15 protein-coding genes are annotated in these 18,384 nt (G+C 45.9%); 13 read left to right on the top strand and 2 right to left on the bottom strand.

What is annotated here, in order from left to right:
- Positions 1–90 precede the first annotated feature (90 nt).
- Entirely contained in the window at positions 91–1,707 is a 1,617-nt protein-coding gene (gene nadB, locus AB4623_RS10520; protein WP_017059049.1) for an L-aspartate oxidase, read from the bottom strand.
- A gap of 389 nt (positions 1,708–2,096) precedes the next feature.
- Here nadB and rpoE point away from each other — a divergent pair, with 389 nt between their 5' ends.
- The 11 genes from rpoE to acpS all read left to right on the top strand — a co-directional run bounded on the left by rpoE (position 2,097) and on the right by acpS (position 11,516).
- On the top strand, positions 2,097–2,675 hold the full coding sequence (gene rpoE / locus AB4623_RS10515) for an RNA polymerase sigma factor RpoE (RefSeq protein ID WP_008223963.1): 579 nt from the start codon (positions 2,097–2,099) through the stop codon (positions 2,673–2,675).
- A gap of 26 nt (positions 2,676–2,701) precedes the next feature.
- The gene (locus tag AB4623_RS10510; protein ID WP_017063205.1) at positions 2,702–3,325 is read left to right on the top strand and encodes a sigma-E factor negative regulatory protein; all 624 of its coding nucleotides are present in this window, start codon (positions 2,702–2,704) and stop codon (positions 3,323–3,325) included.
- Positions 3,322–4,284, top strand: coding sequence for a sigma-E factor regulatory protein RseB (gene rseB, locus AB4623_RS10505; RefSeq protein WP_065584110.1), 963 nt, complete (start codon positions 3,322–3,324; stop codon positions 4,282–4,284). Before AB4623_RS10510 ends, rseB begins: the two co-directional genes overlap by 4 nt.
- The gene (locus AB4623_RS10500) at positions 4,281–4,751 is read left to right on the top strand and encodes a SoxR reducing system RseC family protein (RefSeq protein ID WP_017059046.1); all 471 of its coding nucleotides are present in this window, start codon (positions 4,281–4,283) and stop codon (positions 4,749–4,751) included. Before rseB ends, AB4623_RS10500 begins: the two co-directional genes overlap by 4 nt.
- A gap of 137 nt (positions 4,752–4,888) precedes the next feature.
- Positions 4,889–6,682, top strand: coding sequence for a translation elongation factor 4 (gene lepA / locus AB4623_RS10495; protein WP_017059045.1), 1,794 nt, complete (start codon positions 4,889–4,891; stop codon positions 6,680–6,682).
- Positions 6,683–6,927: 245 nt separating this feature from the next.
- Positions 6,928–7,824, top strand: coding sequence for a signal peptidase I (gene lepB, locus AB4623_RS10490; protein ID WP_017066013.1), 897 nt, complete (start codon positions 6,928–6,930; stop codon positions 7,822–7,824).
- A gap of 26 nt (positions 7,825–7,850) precedes the next feature.
- The gene (rnc, locus tag AB4623_RS10485; RefSeq protein WP_017066012.1) at positions 7,851–8,528 is read left to right on the top strand and encodes a ribonuclease III; all 678 of its coding nucleotides are present in this window, start codon (positions 7,851–7,853) and stop codon (positions 8,526–8,528) included.
- On the top strand, positions 8,521–9,492 hold the full coding sequence (era, locus tag AB4623_RS10480; RefSeq protein ID WP_017059042.1) for a GTPase Era: 972 nt from the start codon (positions 8,521–8,523) through the stop codon (positions 9,490–9,492). The genes rnc and era overlap by 8 nt, the downstream gene beginning before the upstream one ends.
- A gap of 102 nt (positions 9,493–9,594) precedes the next feature.
- On the top strand, positions 9,595–10,323 hold the full coding sequence (recO, locus tag AB4623_RS10475; RefSeq protein ID WP_019826299.1) for a DNA repair protein RecO: 729 nt from the start codon (positions 9,595–9,597) through the stop codon (positions 10,321–10,323).
- Complete coding sequence (gene pdxJ / locus AB4623_RS10470; RefSeq protein WP_371725219.1) at positions 10,320–11,057, top strand: pyridoxine 5'-phosphate synthase; 738 nt, start codon at positions 10,320–10,322, stop codon at positions 11,055–11,057. Before recO ends, pdxJ begins: the two co-directional genes overlap by 4 nt.
- Positions 11,058–11,135: 78 nt before the next feature.
- A complete protein-coding gene (acpS, locus tag AB4623_RS10465) occupies positions 11,136–11,516 on the top strand; it encodes a holo-ACP synthase (protein ID WP_371725218.1) in 381 nt (126 codons plus the stop codon).
- 125 nt (positions 11,517–11,641) lie between these two features.
- Here the strand turns inward: acpS and barA are convergent, their stop codons facing one another.
- Entirely contained in the window at positions 11,642–14,455 is a 2,814-nt protein-coding gene (barA, locus tag AB4623_RS10460) for a two-component sensor histidine kinase BarA (protein ID WP_372146358.1), read from the bottom strand.
- Between the two features lie 165 nt (positions 14,456–14,620).
- Here barA and rlmD point away from each other — a divergent pair, with 165 nt between their 5' ends.
- Positions 14,621–15,940, top strand: a complete 1,320-nt coding sequence (gene rlmD / locus AB4623_RS10455) for a 23S rRNA (uracil(1939)-C(5))-methyltransferase RlmD (RefSeq protein ID WP_372051306.1) — start codon at positions 14,621–14,623, stop codon at positions 15,938–15,940.
- A 134-nt stretch (positions 15,941–16,074) separates the two neighbouring features.
- On the top strand, positions 16,075–18,297 hold the full coding sequence (gene relA / locus AB4623_RS10450; RefSeq protein ID WP_372124993.1) for a GTP diphosphokinase: 2,223 nt from the start codon (positions 16,075–16,077) through the stop codon (positions 18,295–18,297).
- Positions 18,298–18,384 lie beyond the last annotated feature (87 nt).

Raw genomic sequence — 18,384 nt, 5'->3', positions numbered from 1 at the left:
CGTTAGACAAAAGAAAAGGGAGCACTCGGCTCCCTTTCGTTTAATCATTTTCCGCTGACGGCTAATTCGCTAAGCACGTTTAACCAATTATTATGATTGGCGTTTCTCTGGCGTCAGAATCGTTGGGCCACTGTCTTCTGCAAGTTCAGGGTAATCCAACGTGTAGTGGAGGCCGCGGCTCTCTTTACGTTGCATTGCACAACGAACCATTAGTTCTGCCACTTGTAGCAAGTTACGCAGTTCTAATAGGTTATTCGAAACCTTGAAGTAGCTGTAGTACTCATGAGTTTCTTGTTGCAGCATCTGAATGCGACGCAATGCTCGCTCTAGTCGTTTATCCGTTCGAACAATGCCCATGTAATCCCACATGAATAGGCGCAGTTCGTGCCAGTTGTGTTGAATGATAACTTCTTCATCACTGTTGGTGACCTGGCTTTCATCCCATGCTGGCAGTTCAGCGCACAGTTGAGATTGGTCGATGTTCTCAACGATATCTTTTGCTGCTGCCCATGCGTAAACCACACACTCAAGCAGTGAGTTAGAAGCCATTCGGTTTGCACCGTGTAAGCCGGTGTAGCTCACTTCGCCAATCGCATACAAGTTCGTTAGGTCGGTTTGACCCTGCTTATTCACCATGACACCACCACACGTGTAGTGAGCGGCTGGTACGATAGGGATCGGCTCTTTGGTCATGTCGATGCCCAAGTCCATCAAGCGAGTATGGATCATCGGGAAGTGCGCTGTGATGAATTCTTCAGGCTTGTGGCTGATATCAACATACATACAGTCGGCACCCAAGCGCTTCATTTCGAAGTCAATTGCACGAGCAACCACATCACGTGGCGCCAGTTCACCGCGCTCATCGAAGTCCTTCATAAAGCGAGAACCATCTGGACGACGCAAGTAAGCACCTTCACCACGCAGTGCTTCCGTTAGTAGGAAGTTACGCGCTTCTGGGTGGAATAAACAAGTTGGGTGGAACTGGTTGAACTCAAGGTTTGCCACACGACAACCCGCACGCCAAGCGATAGCAATACCATCACCTGAAGAAACATCTGGGTTAGAGGTGTATTGGTAAACCTTTGAAGCGCCGCCTGTTGCTAATACAACAAACTTAGCGCGCACGGTTTCAACATGTTCTTGGTTACGGTTCCAAATGTAGGCACCGATCACCTTGTCTTTTGAACCACCAATCTTATCTTCCGTGATCAAATCCAGCGCATTGTGGCGCTCGAAGATCTCGATATTTGGGTGGTTGTTGACGTTATCTTGTAGTGAGGTTTGCATCGCCATGCCAGTTGCATCGGCAGCGTGCAGAATTCTGCGGTGACTGTGGCCACCCTCACGAGTGAGGTGATATTTTGGTTGGCCTTCTGTGCTGTTCTCATCTTTATCAAATGGAACACCACCATCAATCAGCCATTGCACACACTCTTTCGCATTTTCAGCAATGAATTGAACTGTATCTTCTTCGCATAACCCAGCCCCAGCGATTTGAGTATCCTCTACATGAGACTCAATACTGTCCGACTCATCGAACACCGCGGCGATACCACCTTGTGCGTAATACGTCGATCCTTCGCTGCGTGGTCCTTTGCTTAATACAATTACTTTTGCATGTTCTGCTACGCGTAAGGCTAATGACAAGCCTGCCGCACCACTTCCTACCACTAATACATCACACTGATGTTCACGGTTTGCGTTCATAAAACTTATTAAATCCCGGGCTATAGTCGAGTTGTCCACTCTCAATTGACTTTGTCTTGTTTTAGGAGTTTGGCTAAGACTGTTATAATCTCTCCAGAGTCATCCTTAAACGCTATGCAAAATCAATATATAGACAGCTATCTAGAAATATTTAATTGCTCAATACCATTGCTTTTGCTCAAGTTTCCCCAAATTGATAGGGATAGCTATTTTTATTACATCACATTGTGAAACAATAATGGCAAATAATTTTAAGAAAGTTGGAACTTTCGGTATTTGGCTTAGTCACAATAGTGCTCTTGTAGACGGTGGTGTCAATACTACATTTCGCATAATTAGTACCCATATCTGTGAAGGTGAGGGTTATAACAATAGGAGTACCCGCTCGAATGAACGAGCAGCTAACCGATCAAGTGTTGATTGAGCGAGTTCAGAGTGGAGATAAGCAGGCATTTAACTTACTAGTGGTTAAGTATCAAAACAAAGTTTGTAATCTTATCTCTCGATACGTGAATAATTCCGGTGATGTACCTGATGTAGCACAAGAAGCTTTTATTAAAGCTTACCGCGCGATACCTAACTTTCGTGGCGAGAGTGCCTTCTATACATGGTTATACCGAATTGCCGTGAACACCGCTAAAAATCATATCGTTGCCCAAAGCCGTAGGCCGCCAGCAACCGATGTAGATGCAGAAGATGCAGAATATTACGAAACAGGCAGCGCGTTAAAAGAAATATCGAACCCTGAGAACTTAACGCTGTCTAAAGAATTGAAACAAGTTGTTTTTGGAGCGATTGAAGCGCTACCAGAAGACTTAAAAACTGCAATGACGTTGCGAGAGCTCGAAGGTTTGAGCTACGAAGAGATTGCAGAAGTAATGGATTGCCCTGTAGGAACCGTACGTTCGCGTATTTTCCGAGCTCGTGAAGCGGTGGAAAAGAAAATCAAACCTCTTTTGCAACGCTAGAACTTGTAATAATTATGGTGAAAATAATGGCTGATAAAGAAAAGCTTTCGGCACTCATGGATGGTGAAACGATCGATAAAGCTCTCATTGTAGATCTAGAATCTGATCAAGAAAGCATGGATACTTGGCAGAGTTACCATTTAATTGGTGATGTTATGCGTGGGGATTCGCCAGAAACTCCAGAGTGGAACATTGCTAATAGTGTAGCGGCAGCGCTTGAGAACGAGCCTGCACATGGTTCAATGTCGAACCTGCACCAAGTGAATGTTGAACCTACTGTTGCTCCAATTGAAGAGCAACCTAAACCTCAGCAAGCGAAGCGTCAGCTTCCGGCGTGGTTACAACAGTTTGGACAAGTTGCCGTGGCAGCGTGTGTTTCATTAGCCGTTGTATTAGGTGTTCAACAATATGGTGGTAGCGACCCTGCAGCACCAGAGCAGTTGCCTGTACTCCAGACGATTCCATTTGCCGGTTCTGCGGAACCAGTAAGTTTAACGCGTGACTCTGTTGAGAAACCAGCATCTGAAGCTAACTTGCAAGAGCAGCGCAAACGCGTTCATGCATTGTTAGAAGATTATGAGCTGCAGCTAAGATTAAACAGTGATGCATCGCCAATGCAAGATGCACATCTAGAATCGGACATTGAATGAAGAAAATCCTGGTCAGTGCACTGACACTGTTCAGCTTGATGTCTCCAACAGCCTTTGCAGAGGAAACCACTGCAAAGGACTTGTTGCATCAAATGAACGAGGCCAGTCAGCATCTAAATTACGAACTCTCCTACATTTTGATAAAGAAGAGCAGTATTGAGCCTCTTGTTTATCGCCATGCGGTTAACGACGACCAACAACTTGCACACCTTGTTTATCTAAGCGGCCCTGTTCGTGAAGTCATTCGACGTGGCAACGAAGTTAGCTACATCGAGCCGGGTACAGAGCCATTTACGATTCAGTCAGGCAGCATGGTTGCGCCTGTTATTCCGATGATTAATCGAGATATCGAATCTCTGAATCAGTACTACGACTTTGTGAAAGTTGGTCGCTCTCGTGAAGCAGGTAGCACCACTCAAGTGCTGCGTGTCGTGCCGAAAGATGGCCTTCGCTACTCTTACGTGGTTTGGGTAGACGAAAAAACGAATCTTCCTTTGCGTGCCGACCTTTTGGATCGTGATGGCGAAGTGCTTGAACAGTACCGCACTATCTCTTACGTGGTGAACGATAAGATTGCTGAGGCTATGGGTGGCTTGAGCCAAGCTCAATTGCCGAAAGTTTTATCATTACCGGAAGGCTTAGTGAGTGAAACTAACTGGCAAGCGTCGTGGATTCCTGAAGGGTTTAAATCAAAAGAGCTTAGCCGCTATCAAATGGCTGCGACCGATAAAATGGTTGAAAGTCAGCTTTTCAGTGATGGACTGTTTAACTTTTCGGTTTATATCGCGGAAAAAGATGAGCATTCATTGAAAGGGCAGCTGGTGCGTCAAGGGCGTAGAACCTTGCACAGCTTAGTGATTGGCGATAAAGAGATCTCTGTGGTTGGTGACATTCCGCCGGCAACTGCAAAACGTATTGCTCAGTCAGTTACATTTAATAAATCGGTACAAGCGCAATGATGACCGCGCTGGCGACCGTTAGCTCGGTTGAACAAAAAGGTAAGCAATACTTTGTTCAATTGAGCTGCGAACAACAAACCAGTTGTAGCAGCTGTTCTTCTCAAAAAAACTGCGGTACGGGTATTGTGACCAAGGCTGTTGGCAATAAATCTTTGTTTTGGCAGCTTAAAACCAAAAGCTTAGTCAAAGCTGGACAAATCGTAGAAATTGGCTTTCCAGAAAAAAGCCTACTTCAGTCGGCGGCGATTGTTTATCTCATCCCACTTTTTATGTTGATGATTGGTGCTGGTTTTGGGCAACTCTTGTTACAACCCTTACTCCAGGGCGGCGAGGGCATTGTTATCTTAAGTGCAGCACTGTTTACTGCTGGTGGGATTGCCTTAGCGAAGCGGTTAGCCAAACCCATGGAAGACAAATCCAAGCAAGAAGTCGTCTTGATTCGAATCCTAGGTGAGTCTCTCGTCTAATTTATGATGCTTCTTGCCCTTAAATTGGGTAGAATCTGCCAACTTGATTGAAATGCCGCCACCAATGCTGACTGTAGATTGGACGCGTCGCGGCTTTCTTATTATCCCTATTCAAAGAGTTTAGTCACACCAAGCCTATGAAGCACATTCGTAATTTTTCGATTATCGCCCACATCGACCACGGTAAGTCGACCCTTTCTGACCGCTTAATCCAAGTTTGTGGAGGATTAAGTGAACGTGAGATGGCAGCTCAAGTCCTCGATTCTATGGATATAGAACGCGAGCGTGGTATTACAATTAAAGCGCAGAGTGTGACTTTAGATTACAAAGCTAAAGATGGTGAAACTTACCAACTTAACTTTATCGACACTCCTGGACACGTAGACTTCTCTTACGAAGTATCTCGTTCTCTAGCGGCTTGTGAAGGCGCACTACTTGTAGTGGATGCTGGCCAAGGTGTTGAAGCACAAACTCTAGCAAACTGTTACACAGCAATCGAAATGGAACTGGAAGTAGTGCCAATCTTGAACAAGATTGACCTACCAGCTGCTGAACCAGAACGTGTTGCTGAAGAAATCGAAGAGATCGTTGGCATCGATGCGATGGAAGCGACTCGCTGTTCTGCGAAAACAGGTTTGGGTGTTGATGATGTTCTAGAAAACATCGTGACGGCAATCCCGCCACCGGAAGGTGATCCTGAAGCGCCTCTACAAGCGTTGATCATTGACTCTTGGTTCGATAACTACCTTGGCGTAGTTTCTTTGGTTCGTATCAAAAACGGTAAGCTGAAGAAGAACGATAAGATCAAAGTAATGTCGACAGACCAAGTATGGGGTGTTGACCGTCTAGGTATCTTCACGCCTAAGCAAATCGATACTACAGAGCTAAATACTGGCGAAGTAGGTTGGGTTGTTTGTGGTATTAAAGACATCCTAGGTGCACCAGTTGGTGATACGTTGACGCTTGCAAAAGGCGGCAGCACTGAACGTCTACCTGGTTTCCAAAAAGTGAAGCCTCAGGTATACGCTGGTCTATTCCCTGTATCATCTGATGACTACGAAAACTTCCGTGACGCGTTAGGCAAATTAAGCCTGAACGATGCATCACTGTTCTTTGAACCAGAAAGTTCAGCAGCACTTGGTTTTGGTTTCCGTTGTGGCTTCTTAGGAATGCTTCACATGGAGATCATCCAAGAGCGTCTAGAGCGTGAATACGACCTAGACCTAATCACAACTGCTCCAACAGTAGTGTATGAAGTTGTAAAAACAGATAAAACGGTTCTTTACGTTGATAGCCCGGCTAAACTGCCAGCGGTTAATGACCTAGAAGAAATTCGTGAGCCAATTGCACGCTGTAATATTCTGGTACCTTCGGATTACCTAGGTAACGTAATCACACTGTGTGTTGAGAAGCGTGGCGTACAAGTAGACATGGTCTACCACGGTAACCAAGTTGCTGTGACGTACGATCTTCCTATGGCAGAAGTAGTTCTAGACTTCTTCGACCGTCTGAAGTCAACGTCTCGCGGCTATGCATCATTGGATTACAACTTCCAACGTTACGAGCCATCAAACATGGTACGTGTAGACGTACTGCTGAATGGCGAAACAGTTGATGCACTAGCTATCATTACGCACAAAGATATTGCTCAGTCTCGTGGTCGTCTACTGGTAGAGAAGATGAAAGAATTCATCCCTCGTCAGATGTTCGATATCGCGATTCAAGCAGCGATTGGTAACCACATCATTGCTCGTTCTACAGTGAAACAACTGCGTAAGAACGTAATCGCAAAATGTTACGGTGGTGATATCAGTCGTAAGAAGAAACTTCTTAAGAAACAAAAAGAAGGTAAGAAGCGTATGAAGCAGATCGGTAACGTTGAACTGCCTCAAGAAGCTTTCCTTGCAATCCTTCACGTTGGAAAAGACTAGGTATCAATCGCACTAACTATCTGCTGAATATTACTGGTTAAAATCGTTTATTTCTTTGTTGCAAAGATTGCAATTAGGCCCACTAGTCACTGCACTTTGCGCCTCGAACTAAACGATTTTTCCTGCGTAATCTTCCCAGCATTTAGTCAGCATGATTGATACAAATTAGAAATATTAAGCAGAGTGAAAGAGTTATGCTCTTTCACTTTCGTTATTTTTAAAGAAATGAAATTTAAGGGATATCAATGGCTAATACATTTTCGCTTATCTTAGTGATCGTAACTCTAGTGACCGGCATTGTATGGGCGTTGGAAAAGTTTGTGTGGGCGAAGAAGCGCCAGCAAAAGCTTGCTGACGTTGAAGCACAATCGAATGGCCTAGACGCTGAAACTAGCGCAAAAGTTACGGCTCAACCTTGGTGGGTTGAGAACAGTGTGTCCATTTTCCCGGTAATTGCATTTGTTTTGATCTTGCGTTCATTCATCTATGAACCGTTTCAAATCCCTTCTGGCTCGATGATGCCAACCCTTTTGGTTGGTGATTTCATCTTGGTAGAGAAGTACGCGTACGGTCTAAAAGACCCAGTATGGCGCACTCAATTGGTAGAAACAGGCAAGCCAGAACGCGGTGACTCAATCGTATTTAAGTACCCACCTCAGCCAAACATCGACTACATTAAGCGTGTTGTTGGTATGCCAGGTGACACGATTCGCTACAGCAGTCGTAAAGAGATCTGCATTCAGGCGAAGGGTACAAGTAGCTGTGAACCAGTGAAACTAAGTAATGTTGAAGAGAGCCAATTTATTCAAGATGGTGTGCCTCTGATTCAGCTGAACGAACAGCTTGGAGACGTAGAACACCAGATTTTAGTTAACCCATTGCGCCGCGATCGTGTGCAAGCATATCAGCCTCGCAATGGTGTTAACGAATGGGTCGTTCCAGAAGGCCAGTACTTTGTGATGGGTGATAACCGTGACAACAGTGCCGATAGCCGTTACTGGGGCTTTGTCCCTGAAGCAAACCTTGTTGGTAAGGCCGTTGCTATTTGGATCAGCTTCGAATTCGAACGCGGTTCAGACAGTGTACTTCCAACATGGATTCCTACTGGTGTGCGTTTTAATCGCATCGGTGGGATTCATTAATCGATCACATAACACATCGAGAGAGCATGAATTCTCCAATTGATAAACTAGAGAGAAAGATTGGCTATCAGTTTAATGATGCCGATCTTATCCACTTGGCGCTGACTCACCGCAGCGCCGCAGGTAAACATAACGAACGTCTTGAGTTTCTGGGCGATTCAATTTTAAGTTTTGTTATCGCTGATGATCTTTACCACCGTTTTCCTAAGGTAAACGAAGGTGATATGAGCCGCATGCGCGCAACATTAGTACGTGGTCATACATTGGCAGAACTAGGTCGTGAATTCGAACTAGGAGATTACTTAAAATTAGGTCCAGGTGAGTTGAAGAGTGGCGGTTTCCGTCGTGATTCTATTCTAGCGGATGCGGTTGAAGCGGTCATCGGCGCTGTCTATTTAGATAGTGATACCGAGACGGTTCGCGGCATTATTTTAAGCTGGTACCAATCTCGCCTAGATGCTATTCAGCCTGGAGTATCTCAAAAAGATCCGAAAACTCGCCTACAAGAGTTTTTGCAAGGTCGAAGAAATCCTCTACCTGTCTACACAGTGACTAATATTAAAGGTGAAGCACACAACCAAGAGTTTACGGTTGAGTGTGAAGTGGCAGGTGTGGATAAACCTGTTATCGGTAAAGGCACTAGCCGCCGCAAGGCAGAACAAGCGGCTGCTGAAACAGCATTAGAGCAACTAAGCAATGTCTGATAACAACCAAGATTTCGATATCGATGCATTCTTTTCATCTGATAGCAAAAAAACAGGCCTACCGGAAAACCAACACTGTGGCTTCATCGCTATTGTCGGTCGCCCAAATGTAGGTAAGTCGACGCTTCTGAACCATATTCTGGGTCAGAAGATTTCTATTACATCACGTAAACCACAGACGACACGTCACCGTATTATGGGCGTTGAAACTGAGGGTGATTACCAAGCGATCTTTGTTGATACTCCTGGACTTCATATTGAAGAAAAGCGTGCCATCAACCGCTTGATGAACCGTGCGGCGAACAGCTCATTGAGTGATGTAAACCTAGTATTCTTCCTTGTCGATGGTACTCACTGGACTGACGACGATGAGATGGTTCTGAACAAACTGAAGAAGACTGACTTCCCAGTTGTACTTTGCATCAACAAAGTAGATAACGTTCAAGACCGTACTAACGTGATGCAGCACATGATGGAAGTCTCTAAGAAGATGGACTTCATTGATGTAGTGCCAATCTCAGCGAAGCAAGGTAAAAATATTGATGTACTGCGTAAGCACGTACGTGAACATTTACCTAAAGCGACACACCACTTCCCTGAAGAATACGTGACTGATCGCTCGCAACGTTTTATGGCCTCTGAAATTATCCGTGAAAAGCTAATGCGCTTTACGGGTGACGAGCTACCTTACTCGGTAACGGTTGAAATCGAACGTTTCGATTACAACCCAGATAACGATGGCTTCCACATCAATGCACTGATTCTTGTTGAGCGTACAGGCCAGAAGAAAATGGTGATTGGTAAAGCGGGCGAGAAGATCAAAACGATTGGTCGTGAAGCGCGTATCGATATGGAAGAGCTATTCGGCCGTAAGGTTTACCTAGAGACTTGGGTCAAGGTTAAATCTGGCTGGGCTGATGATGAGCGTGCACTTCGCTCGTTAGGCTACATCGACGATCTATAATATATTGAACGTCACTTTCTGAGATTAAGAAAGTTGAACTGAAGATAAATCCAAGAGAGAGTGCGAACTCTCTCTTTTTGTATCTGTAATAAGGGTAAGTGATTGAGCGAAGGGTTACAGCGATGCTTTGTGTTGCACCGTCGACCATACAGTGAGTCGAGCCTGATCTTGGACGTCTTCAGCGAAGAGTTCGGTCGGGTGACGTTGATGTCTAAAGGCGCTCGCAGCAAGCGTTCCAATTTGAAAGGTGCATTACAACCTTTTACGCCGCTATTGCTTAAGTGGTCTGGTAATGGTTCGATGAAAACCTTACGCCAAGCTGAACCCATCAGCTTGGGGCTCCCTCTCGCCGGTATTAATCTGTATTCAGGCATGTACGTGAACGAGCTTATCGGTCGGGTATTGATGGCGGAAGTACCGATGCCTGCACTTTTTCACGACTATCTTCATGCTTTAACAGAGCTGGCGCATAATGATAATCCTGAGCCAGCACTGCGTCGCTTTGAGCTGGCTCTATTATCTGCTATGGGTTACGGCGTCGACTTTTTACACTGCGCGGGCACTGGCGAAGCGATTGATCCGAGCATGACTTATCGCTATCGAGAGCAGAAAGGTTTCATCGCTTCAGTACGTCGAGATAACCTGACTTTTATGGGCGATGAACTTATTGCAATCAGCGAACGTAGGTTTATCACTAAAGAGCAGTTAAAAGCGGCAAAACGCTTTACACGCATAGCCTTAAAGCCGTATCTTGGCGGCAAACCATTAAAAAGTAGAGAGCTATTTATGCCAACAATAGCCCTCTCCAGAGCACGGAGTATTGGAAAATGAGCTCAATCCTTTTAGGCGTTAATATCGACCATATTGCAACACTACGTAATGCACGTGGTACTAAATACCCAGATCCAGTACACGCAGCTGAAATCGCTGAACGTGCTGGTGCAGATGGCATTACTATTCACCTGCGTGAAGACCGTCGTCACATCGTTGATCGCGATGTGCGTATTCTGGCTGAAACACTTCAAACTCGCATGAACTTGGAGATGGCCGTAACGGACGAGATGGTTCAAATTGCACTCGATACTAATCCTGAGTTTGTTTGTCTGGTTCCAGAGAAGCGTGAAGAGCTAACTACTGAAGGTGGCTTGGACGTGGTTGGTCAACTTGAAAAGATCAAAGCTGCGACGGAAAAACTGTCTGCTGCTGGCATTAAGGTGTCTCTGTTTATCGATGCTGACCGTGAGCAAATCGACGCAGCAAAAGCGTGTGGCGCACCGTTCATTGAACTGCACACTGGCCATTATGCGGATGCTAAAACAGAAGAAGACCAACAAGACGAGCTGAAAAAGATTGCTGCAGGCGCAAGCTACGCGGACGATCTTGGTATCACAGTTAATGCGGGTCATGGTCTGACTTACCACAACGTCGCCCCAATTGCGGCTCTTCCTGAGATCTACGAGCTGAACATCGGTCACTCGATCATGGGACGTGCAGTGTTTGATGGTTTGAACAAAGCCGTTGCAGACATGAAAACTGTGATGGAAACAGCACGCAACAACGCTTAGTTTTCTAAACCGTAAGCGTTAAGTCGTAAGCTACGAATTAGTAGAATTAATAGATAGAAGTTTAGTAGTAGGGTAAGCATGGCTGTTGTTGGATTAGGTACAGATATCGCAGAAATTGAACGTGTTGAAAAGGCATTGTCACGAAGTGGTGACGCTTTTGCTCAGCGTATTTTGACCGATTCTGAATTTGAAGTATTCCAGCAACTGAAGCAAAAAGGGCGTTACCTTGCAAAACGTTTTGCTGCCAAAGAAGCAGCATCTAAGGCGTTAGGCACGGGTATCGCGCTGGGTGTGACCTTCCACGACTTTGAGATTTCAAACGATGAGCATGGCAAGCCAGTTCTGATCCTGCATAAAAAAGCGCGTGAAATCGCAGAGGCGAACGGCACAACATCGATTCATCTGACTATCTCGGATGAGCGTCACTACGCAGTGGCAACGGTGTTACTCGAATCGTAAACAGATTATCGCGACTTTATATCTAGTGCTCTTGGCTCTAGACAGAAAAAAGCAGAGCTCATGAGCTCTGCTTTTTTATTAGCGGGTAAATCCTCTAACGAATACTGGTGAGTAACAAGTGCCCGCTAGGTCTTCGCCGGTTTCAAGTAATGAATCGCGGTTGCTTGAACCTTATCTAACTCATCCTGAAGCTCGAAAAGCTCAGGTTCAATGTCTTCAACAGAAGTACCAGAACGCAGCTCTTTCTCTATCGTCGCACAGACCGATTTTAGCCTTGGTACACCGCTGTACGAGCTGCTGCCATGCATCTTGTGGATGATGTGTATCAGCTCTTCAACTGGGTAGTCACTGTCTTCTATCGCTTTGTCTGCTGCCTCATAAACCTCTGGAATAAAGTCTACGAGCATTTGCAGCATATCGCGTGCGAGGTCTTCTTTATTAGCGGCTTGTTTCATCGCAGCTTGCCAATCAATGATGATGTTTGTGTGCACGCTGGCTTCATTTTCTGACACTGGAGCGTTGTCGACTTCAGCAGAGACCGCTGGGTGGTCTGGATCTATTTTTTCGATGAGCTCAACCTCAGAGGTCGAGCTCCAATGAATCAGAACCTGCTGTAAAACATGCTCTTCAATAGGTTTGGTTAGGTAGTCATCCATGCCCGCTTCAAGCAGTCGATCTCGTTCGCCAATCATTGCATGTGCGGTCACGGCAATTACAGGTGTATTCGCATTGTTCGCCAGTTTTTTGATGTTCTGACAAGCGGTTACACCGTCCATCTGTGGCATTTGAATATCCATGAAGATGATATCAAATGGCGTCTCTGTCGCTTTGTCTATCGCCTGCTGACCACTGGTACAACTGATGACGGTTTCTACACGCTCTTTAAGCAGCGCGGTAATCAACTTAAGGTTGGCTGGGTTGTCGTCTACTGCCATCACAGTAAGCGGTAACTTCTCTTCAGAATGCGTTTCAATCGCTGGTGCAATCAAGGTAGGTGCCTGATTCGATACCAGAGTTTGCAGCAACTTCTTACGAGAAAGAGGCTTGGTGATGCACTGAACATCGACCTCTTTCATTAGTTGCTCACCCAACGCTAGCTCGGTACTTGGTGTACCAATAATCACGTTTTGAGCAATCTTCTTCGCACCGATCGCCCAACCACTCACAGTATCAAATTGATACTCTTGGTTGGCGGCTAGGTTAAGCAGAACGTAGTCATACGAGGTCGTCTCATCTGGCATCACCGAACGATACGTTACCACTAAGCCTTCTTGGGTTAGGATTTGCTGAGTAATCGATGCCGCTTGCATGTTTGGCTCGATAAGCAGCAGTTGTTTGTCTTGCAGACACTGCGTCTCAATCAGCTCTGTCATCGGCATATCAGTCGTTGATAGTCTCAAGGTGAACCAGAAGGTAGAGCCTTGGTGAAGACGACTGGTTAGGCTGATCTCTCCGCCCATTTGGCTGACCAGTTTTTGGGTGATAACCAGACCTAAGCCTGTACCGCCGTAACGACGAGAGATACTTGCATCGGCTTGGCTGAAAGCTTGGAAAAGCTGAGCTTGTTGACGCTCAGAAATACCAATACCCGTATCGCGAACCATGAATTGTAGCTCGATGTTGTCTTCACTTTGTGAGCGAAGCTCAACGCTGATATCAATGTTGCCGCGTTCGGTAAACTTGATTGAGTTACCAACAAGGTTGGTTAGGATCTGCTGAATACGCAGTGGATCGCCCACCACACCTGGCGGTACTTTAGGGTCGATCTTCAGTGTCAGTTCTAGGCCTTTCTCATGAGCGTTGGTTGCTTGAAGGTTTACTACCTCTTCAAGGCTAGCTTGGAATTCAAATGGGATGTTCTCTAGGGCTAATTTACCGGCTTCAAGTTTCGAGAAGTCCAAGATATCGTTGATGATGCTAAGCAGGTTGTTTGCCGAGCGTTCAATGGTTTGCAGGTAATCGGTTTGACTGTTCGATAGGTGAGTCTTGAGCATTTGACGAGTAAAGCCAATCACACCGTTCAGCGGCGTTCTCAATTCGTGAGACATATTCGCTAAGAACTCAGACTTAACACGAGCCGCTTCTTGAGCGCGTTTCTTCGCGATGTCTAACTCAACGTTTTGAATCTCAAGCTGTTCAAGAGTTTCACGCAAATCTGATGTGGCCTGGTCGATACTGTGCTGCATCTCGACGTGATACTCTGATAGCGATACCGCCATCGCATTGATACCGTTTTTCAGCGAGTCTAGCTCACCATGCATCTTACCTTCGATACGCACATCTAGGTGACCTCGACGAATTCGGTCGACCATGTTTTTCATGTGTGTGATCGGTTGAGTGACATCGTGCATTAAGCGGAACGCAAACACACCCGATAAACCAAGCCCGAGAATCAACACTAAGAATGCAGAGAACACTTCTTGATATTGCTGCAATCGAAGTGATGAAAGATCTAATTCAATCGCAATGTAGCCGATCGCTTGATTAGCTTGAGACTGACCGTTGGCTGAATTGATGTACTGGCCTTCGGCGATGATAGGTGTCCGCAGGATCAGCGTATTATCGAGAAGGTTCGATGAGCTTAAATGCGGGATCGGTTTATCTTTGGGGTAGGTCAGGCTTTCAAAATCGGGGTGGAAGTTTGAGGTTACAAACAACTCATGACGCTCATCAAACACCGCGATACTGCGCACTAGCTTAGAATTCTTTCGATGCGCATAGCTAATAAGCTGACGAACAGACTCTCGACTTTCGAGCTTCATGCCTGATTCACTCGCAATCGCAAGTGGCTCAATGATGCTAGTACCAGTGTTAACCACTTGACCTTCAAGGTCTTGATAGCGGTTAAATGAGAAAAATGCACTCAATAGCAACCCAATAATCAGGGTTGGAGCTAGAGTTAAGGTAATTACACGGGCTCTTAAGCCATATCTGGTCATGTTCTTTAATTACATCGAGGTCTGGATATGGGAAAATAACGCACACAATGGCGGTTAAGTGAACGGTAAGCTTAATCAAAGCCGTGACGTTCGACAATGATTCCAAGACATAATAGTGAGTCCTGGATACCAATTACTTATTAAAAGATACATTAGGCACAAGCAATGGCACGTTTTTTCCAACCAAAAAAGAAAACTCAACTCGAGACCAAGCATCAATCGGTTTTGGTTGAACGAATGGATCACAATGGCGCTGGCATCGCTTATCAAAAGAATAAACCGGTTTTCATTGATGGCGCATTGCCCGGTGAGCAGGTGGTTATTCAACTTACTGAGAGCAAAAGTAAGTTTTCGCGAGCTAAGCTCATCAAGTTATTGAAGCCGAGCGAGCAGCGTTTAAAGCCGTTTTGTAAGCACTTTAATCAGTGTGGTGGTTGTCACCTTCAACACCTCGGTTACTCTTCTCAGGTTGAGCATAAATCGCAATCTCTGACGCACCTTATGAGCCAATACCAAACAGCTAACACTGAAGTTGCACAACCTATTGTCGGTGATGAAACCGGTTATCGACGTCGTGCACGTATCAGCCTATTTGTTGATAAGAAGACACAGCAGCTTCAGTTTGGTTTCCGTAAGAAGCAGAGTAAGCAGATTGAAAACATTACCGACTGTGCCGTGCTTGATCCTCGCCTCAATGTATTGCTGCCAAAACTGAAAAATTTACTGAACACTTTCAACAGCCTTACGTCTTTAGGACACGTTGAATTGGTGTTGGGCGATACTGGCCCTGTTATGGTGCTACGTCACCTTAAGCCTTTGGTTGAAAAAGATGAGCAAGCGCTGATTGCGTTAGCAAAAGAAGAAGGCGCTACGCTGTATTCGATGCCTGAAACCGATAAGTTGGTTCGCTTAGTCGGCGATACACCTTCTTACAGCGAAACTGGCGTGACGTTACCGTTTGAGCCAAACCACTTTATCCAAGTAAACCAGAAAGTGAATCAGCAGATGGTGGCTCAAGCGATTGAGTGGCTAGAGCCTCAAGCGGATGAGCGAGTACTAGACCTGTTTTGTGGTTTAGGTAACTTCAGTTTACCTATCGCTCAACAATCGGCGTTTGTGGTTGGTGTAGAAGGCGTTGATGAAATGGTTCAGCAAGCCACATCTAATGCAGCGTTAAACCAGTTAAGCAATACGGAATTTTACCAAGCTAACCTTGAAGAAGACTTATCTTCACAGCCTTGGGCAAAAGAGAAGTTCGATAAAGTATTGCTTGACCCGGCACGTGCGGGAGCTAGTGGGATCGTTGATCAAATTTCAGCGTTAGGAGCGAAGCGTGTGGTTTATGTTTCGTGTAATCCTGCTACTCTAGCTAGAGATTCTGAGAGCTTAGAAAAACAAGGTTATCAATTAGCCAAACTGGGTATGTTGGACATGTTCCCACACACCAGTCATCTAGAATCGATGGCTCTCTTTATCAAGGCTTAGAGGCCCTTAAACAAGGCTTCAAATGAATCACAAAGGCGCAGGGAAGCCTGCGCTGATATCAATATGGTCGAACTAACTTGGAACCAGTTAGTCATATTGAATTGGGTATAAAACATAATAACTAGGAAGGCATGATGGTTGCGGTACGAAGCGCACATTTAAACCCAAGCGAACAGTTTGAGCTAGAAAGTTGGATTGCGTCATTGAATCAAGACGCAAAAACCTCGAATAAACTGATTAAAGTTTATCGTCACTGTGAAGAACTTTTAAAAGATCACGAGCAAGCATCGCTCTTGCTTTGGCGTGGCCGTGAGATGATCGAAATCTTGGTCACCTTGTCCATGGACCGTGCCACTTTAATTGCAGCGCAACTTTTCCCCGTCGTCTCTAGCGGCGTTTTTGAGCGCGAAGCATTTGAAGAAAGCTACGGTAAAGAAACCGTAAAGTTGATCGATGGCGTTGAAGAAATGGCGGCCTTAGGCCAGTTAAACGTGACTCTTGAAGGCAGTGCTGCCTCGGGTCAAGTTGATAACGTTCGCCGTATGTTACTGGCTATGGTCGACGACTTCCGCTGCGTAGTCATCAAACTCGCTGAACGAATCTGTAACCTTATTGAGGTGAAAAAAGCGCCTGATGCTGTGCGTCGCGCGGCAGCAAAAGAGTGTTCTAACATCTACGCTCCGCTCGCTAACCGTTTAGGTATTGGTCAGCTTAAGTGGGAAATCGAAGATTACGCGTTCCGCTACCAACAGCCAGACACCTACAAGCAGATTGCTAAACAGCTGTCTGAACGTCGCATCGTACGTGAACAATACATTAAAGATTTCGTTGATGACTTAACGGCGGAAATGAACCGTTCAAGCATCAATGCAGAAGTCAGCGGTCGACCAAAACACATCTACAGCATCTGGCGTAAAATGCAGAAGAAAGGCTTGGACTTCGATGAGCTTTTTGACGTACGAGCAGTACGTATTATCGCTGACCAGCTGCAAGACTGTTACGCCGGCCTTGGGGTGGTACACACTAAATACAAGCACCTCCCGAGCGAATTTGATGACTATGTGGCGAACCCTAAGCCAAATGGTTACCAGTCGATTCATACCGTAGTACTTGGCCCTGAAGGCAAGACCATTGAGATTCAGATCCGTACTAAGCAAATGCACGAAGACTCTGAGCTTGGTGTGGCGGCGCACTGGAAGTACAAAGAAGGAGCTTCAAGCGGCCGTAGTGGCTACGATGAGAAAATCACTTGGTTGCGTAAACTTATCGACTGGCAAGAAGAGATGTCGGACTCTGGCGAGATGCTGGATGAGGTACGTAGCCAAGTCTTCGATGACCGTGTATACGCATTTACTCCACGTGGTGACGTGGTCGACTTACCAATGGGCGCAACCCCGTTGGATTTCGCCTACCACATCCACTCGATGGTCGGACACCGCTGTATCGGTGCCAAAGTAGCGGGGCGTATCGTACCGTTCACTCATAAACTATCGATGGGCGATCAAGTTGAGATCATCACGCAGAAAGAGCCGAACCCATCTCGTGACTGGTTAAATCCAACCACAGGTTTTGTTCATTCTGGTCGAGCTCGAGCAAAAATCAACGCTTGGTTCCGCGCACAAAGCCGTGAGAAAAACCTAGAAGCGGGTCGTGATATCCTGGAAGTTGAGCTAGCGAAAGTAGGCGCAACCCTAAAAGATGCTGATCAATACGCACTAAAACGCTTTAACGTGAATACGCCAGACGAACTCTATGCAGGTATTGGTAGTGGCGACTTGCGTATTAACCAAGTGGTTAATCACATCAATGCGCTAGTGAATAAGCCAACGGCGGAAGAAGAAGACAAGAAAGCGCTAGAGAAACTGCTTGAGTCGGAAAACAAGCCGGCACAACAGAGTCGTCCGAAGAAAGATGCGGTAGTGGTTGAGGGCGTTGATAACCTAATGACGCACCTAGCGCGTTGCTGTCAGCCAATCCCAGGTGATGTGATTAAAGGTTACATCACTCAAGGTCGTGGTATCTCAGTGCACCGCGCTGACTGTGAACAGCTAGGCGAGCTAAGCGTGCATGCGCCAGAACGTATCATTGATACCGTTTGGGGTAATGGCTTTGTCGGCTCATACATCCTAACGCTGCGTGTTGAAGCGCTAGAACGTAATGGCTTGTTGAAAGACATCACCTCACTGTTCTCGAACGAGAAGATCAGTGTGACGACAATGAAGAGCCGCATCGACTACAAGCGTCAGCTATCGGTAATGGATTTCGATTTGGAAGTGACCAATATTGAAATTCTGAGTCGCGTTACCAGCCGAGTAGAACAAATCAAAGATGTTATGTCAGTCAAAAGGTTGGGGTAGGCCAAAATACTATCCACGTCATTCCCTACAGTGAGGGACGAACGTGATAGGGAATCTCGCCAAGCGGTTTGAGATCCCCAACTCGCT

Origin of the sequence: Vibrio sp. 10N.222.52.C12, from assembly GCF_041474215.1 — a bacterium.
Taxonomy (GTDB): Bacteria; Pseudomonadota; Gammaproteobacteria; order Enterobacterales; family Vibrionaceae; genus Vibrio; species Vibrio crassostreae_C.
The sequence above is the reverse complement of the archived record's forward strand: the minus strand, read 5'-3'. Positions and strand labels throughout refer to the sequence as shown.

What these genes read in the sequence shown, in the direction of transcription:
- AB4623_RS10500 (WP_017059046.1), top strand. Translation starts at nt 4,281, where the DNA reads ATGATGACCGCGCTGGCGACCGTTAGCTCGGTTGAACAAAAAGGTAAG.
- lepA (WP_017059045.1), top strand. Translation starts at nt 4,889, where the DNA reads ATGAAGCACATTCGTAATTTTTCGATTATCGCCCACATCGACCACGGT.
- nadB (WP_017059049.1), bottom strand. Translation starts at nt 1,707, where the DNA reads ATGAACGCAAACCGTGAACATCAGTGTGATGTATTAGTGGTAGGAAGT.
- AB4623_RS10510 (WP_017063205.1), top strand. Translation starts at nt 2,702, where the DNA reads ATGGCTGATAAAGAAAAGCTTTCGGCACTCATGGATGGTGAAACGATC.
- rnc (WP_017066012.1), top strand. Translation starts at nt 7,851, where the DNA reads ATGAATTCTCCAATTGATAAACTAGAGAGAAAGATTGGCTATCAGTTT.
- rseB (WP_065584110.1), top strand. Translation starts at nt 3,322, where the DNA reads ATGAAGAAAATCCTGGTCAGTGCACTGACACTGTTCAGCTTGATGTCT.
- relA (WP_372124993.1), top strand. Translation starts at nt 16,075, where the DNA reads ATGGTTGCGGTACGAAGCGCACATTTAAACCCAAGCGAACAGTTTGAG.
- acpS (WP_371725218.1), top strand. Translation starts at nt 11,136, where the DNA reads ATGGCTGTTGTTGGATTAGGTACAGATATCGCAGAAATTGAACGTGTT.
- barA (WP_372146358.1), bottom strand. Translation starts at nt 14,455, where the DNA reads ATGACCAGATATGGCTTAAGAGCCCGTGTAATTACCTTAACTCTAGCT.
- era (WP_017059042.1), top strand. Translation starts at nt 8,521, where the DNA reads ATGTCTGATAACAACCAAGATTTCGATATCGATGCATTCTTTTCATCT.
- rpoE (WP_008223963.1), top strand. Translation starts at nt 2,097, where the DNA reads ATGAACGAGCAGCTAACCGATCAAGTGTTGATTGAGCGAGTTCAGAGT.
- rlmD (WP_372051306.1), top strand. Translation starts at nt 14,621, where the DNA reads ATGGCACGTTTTTTCCAACCAAAAAAGAAAACTCAACTCGAGACCAAG.
- lepB (WP_017066013.1), top strand. Translation starts at nt 6,928, where the DNA reads ATGGCTAATACATTTTCGCTTATCTTAGTGATCGTAACTCTAGTGACC.
- pdxJ (WP_371725219.1), top strand. Translation starts at nt 10,320, where the DNA reads ATGAGCTCAATCCTTTTAGGCGTTAATATCGACCATATTGCAACACTA.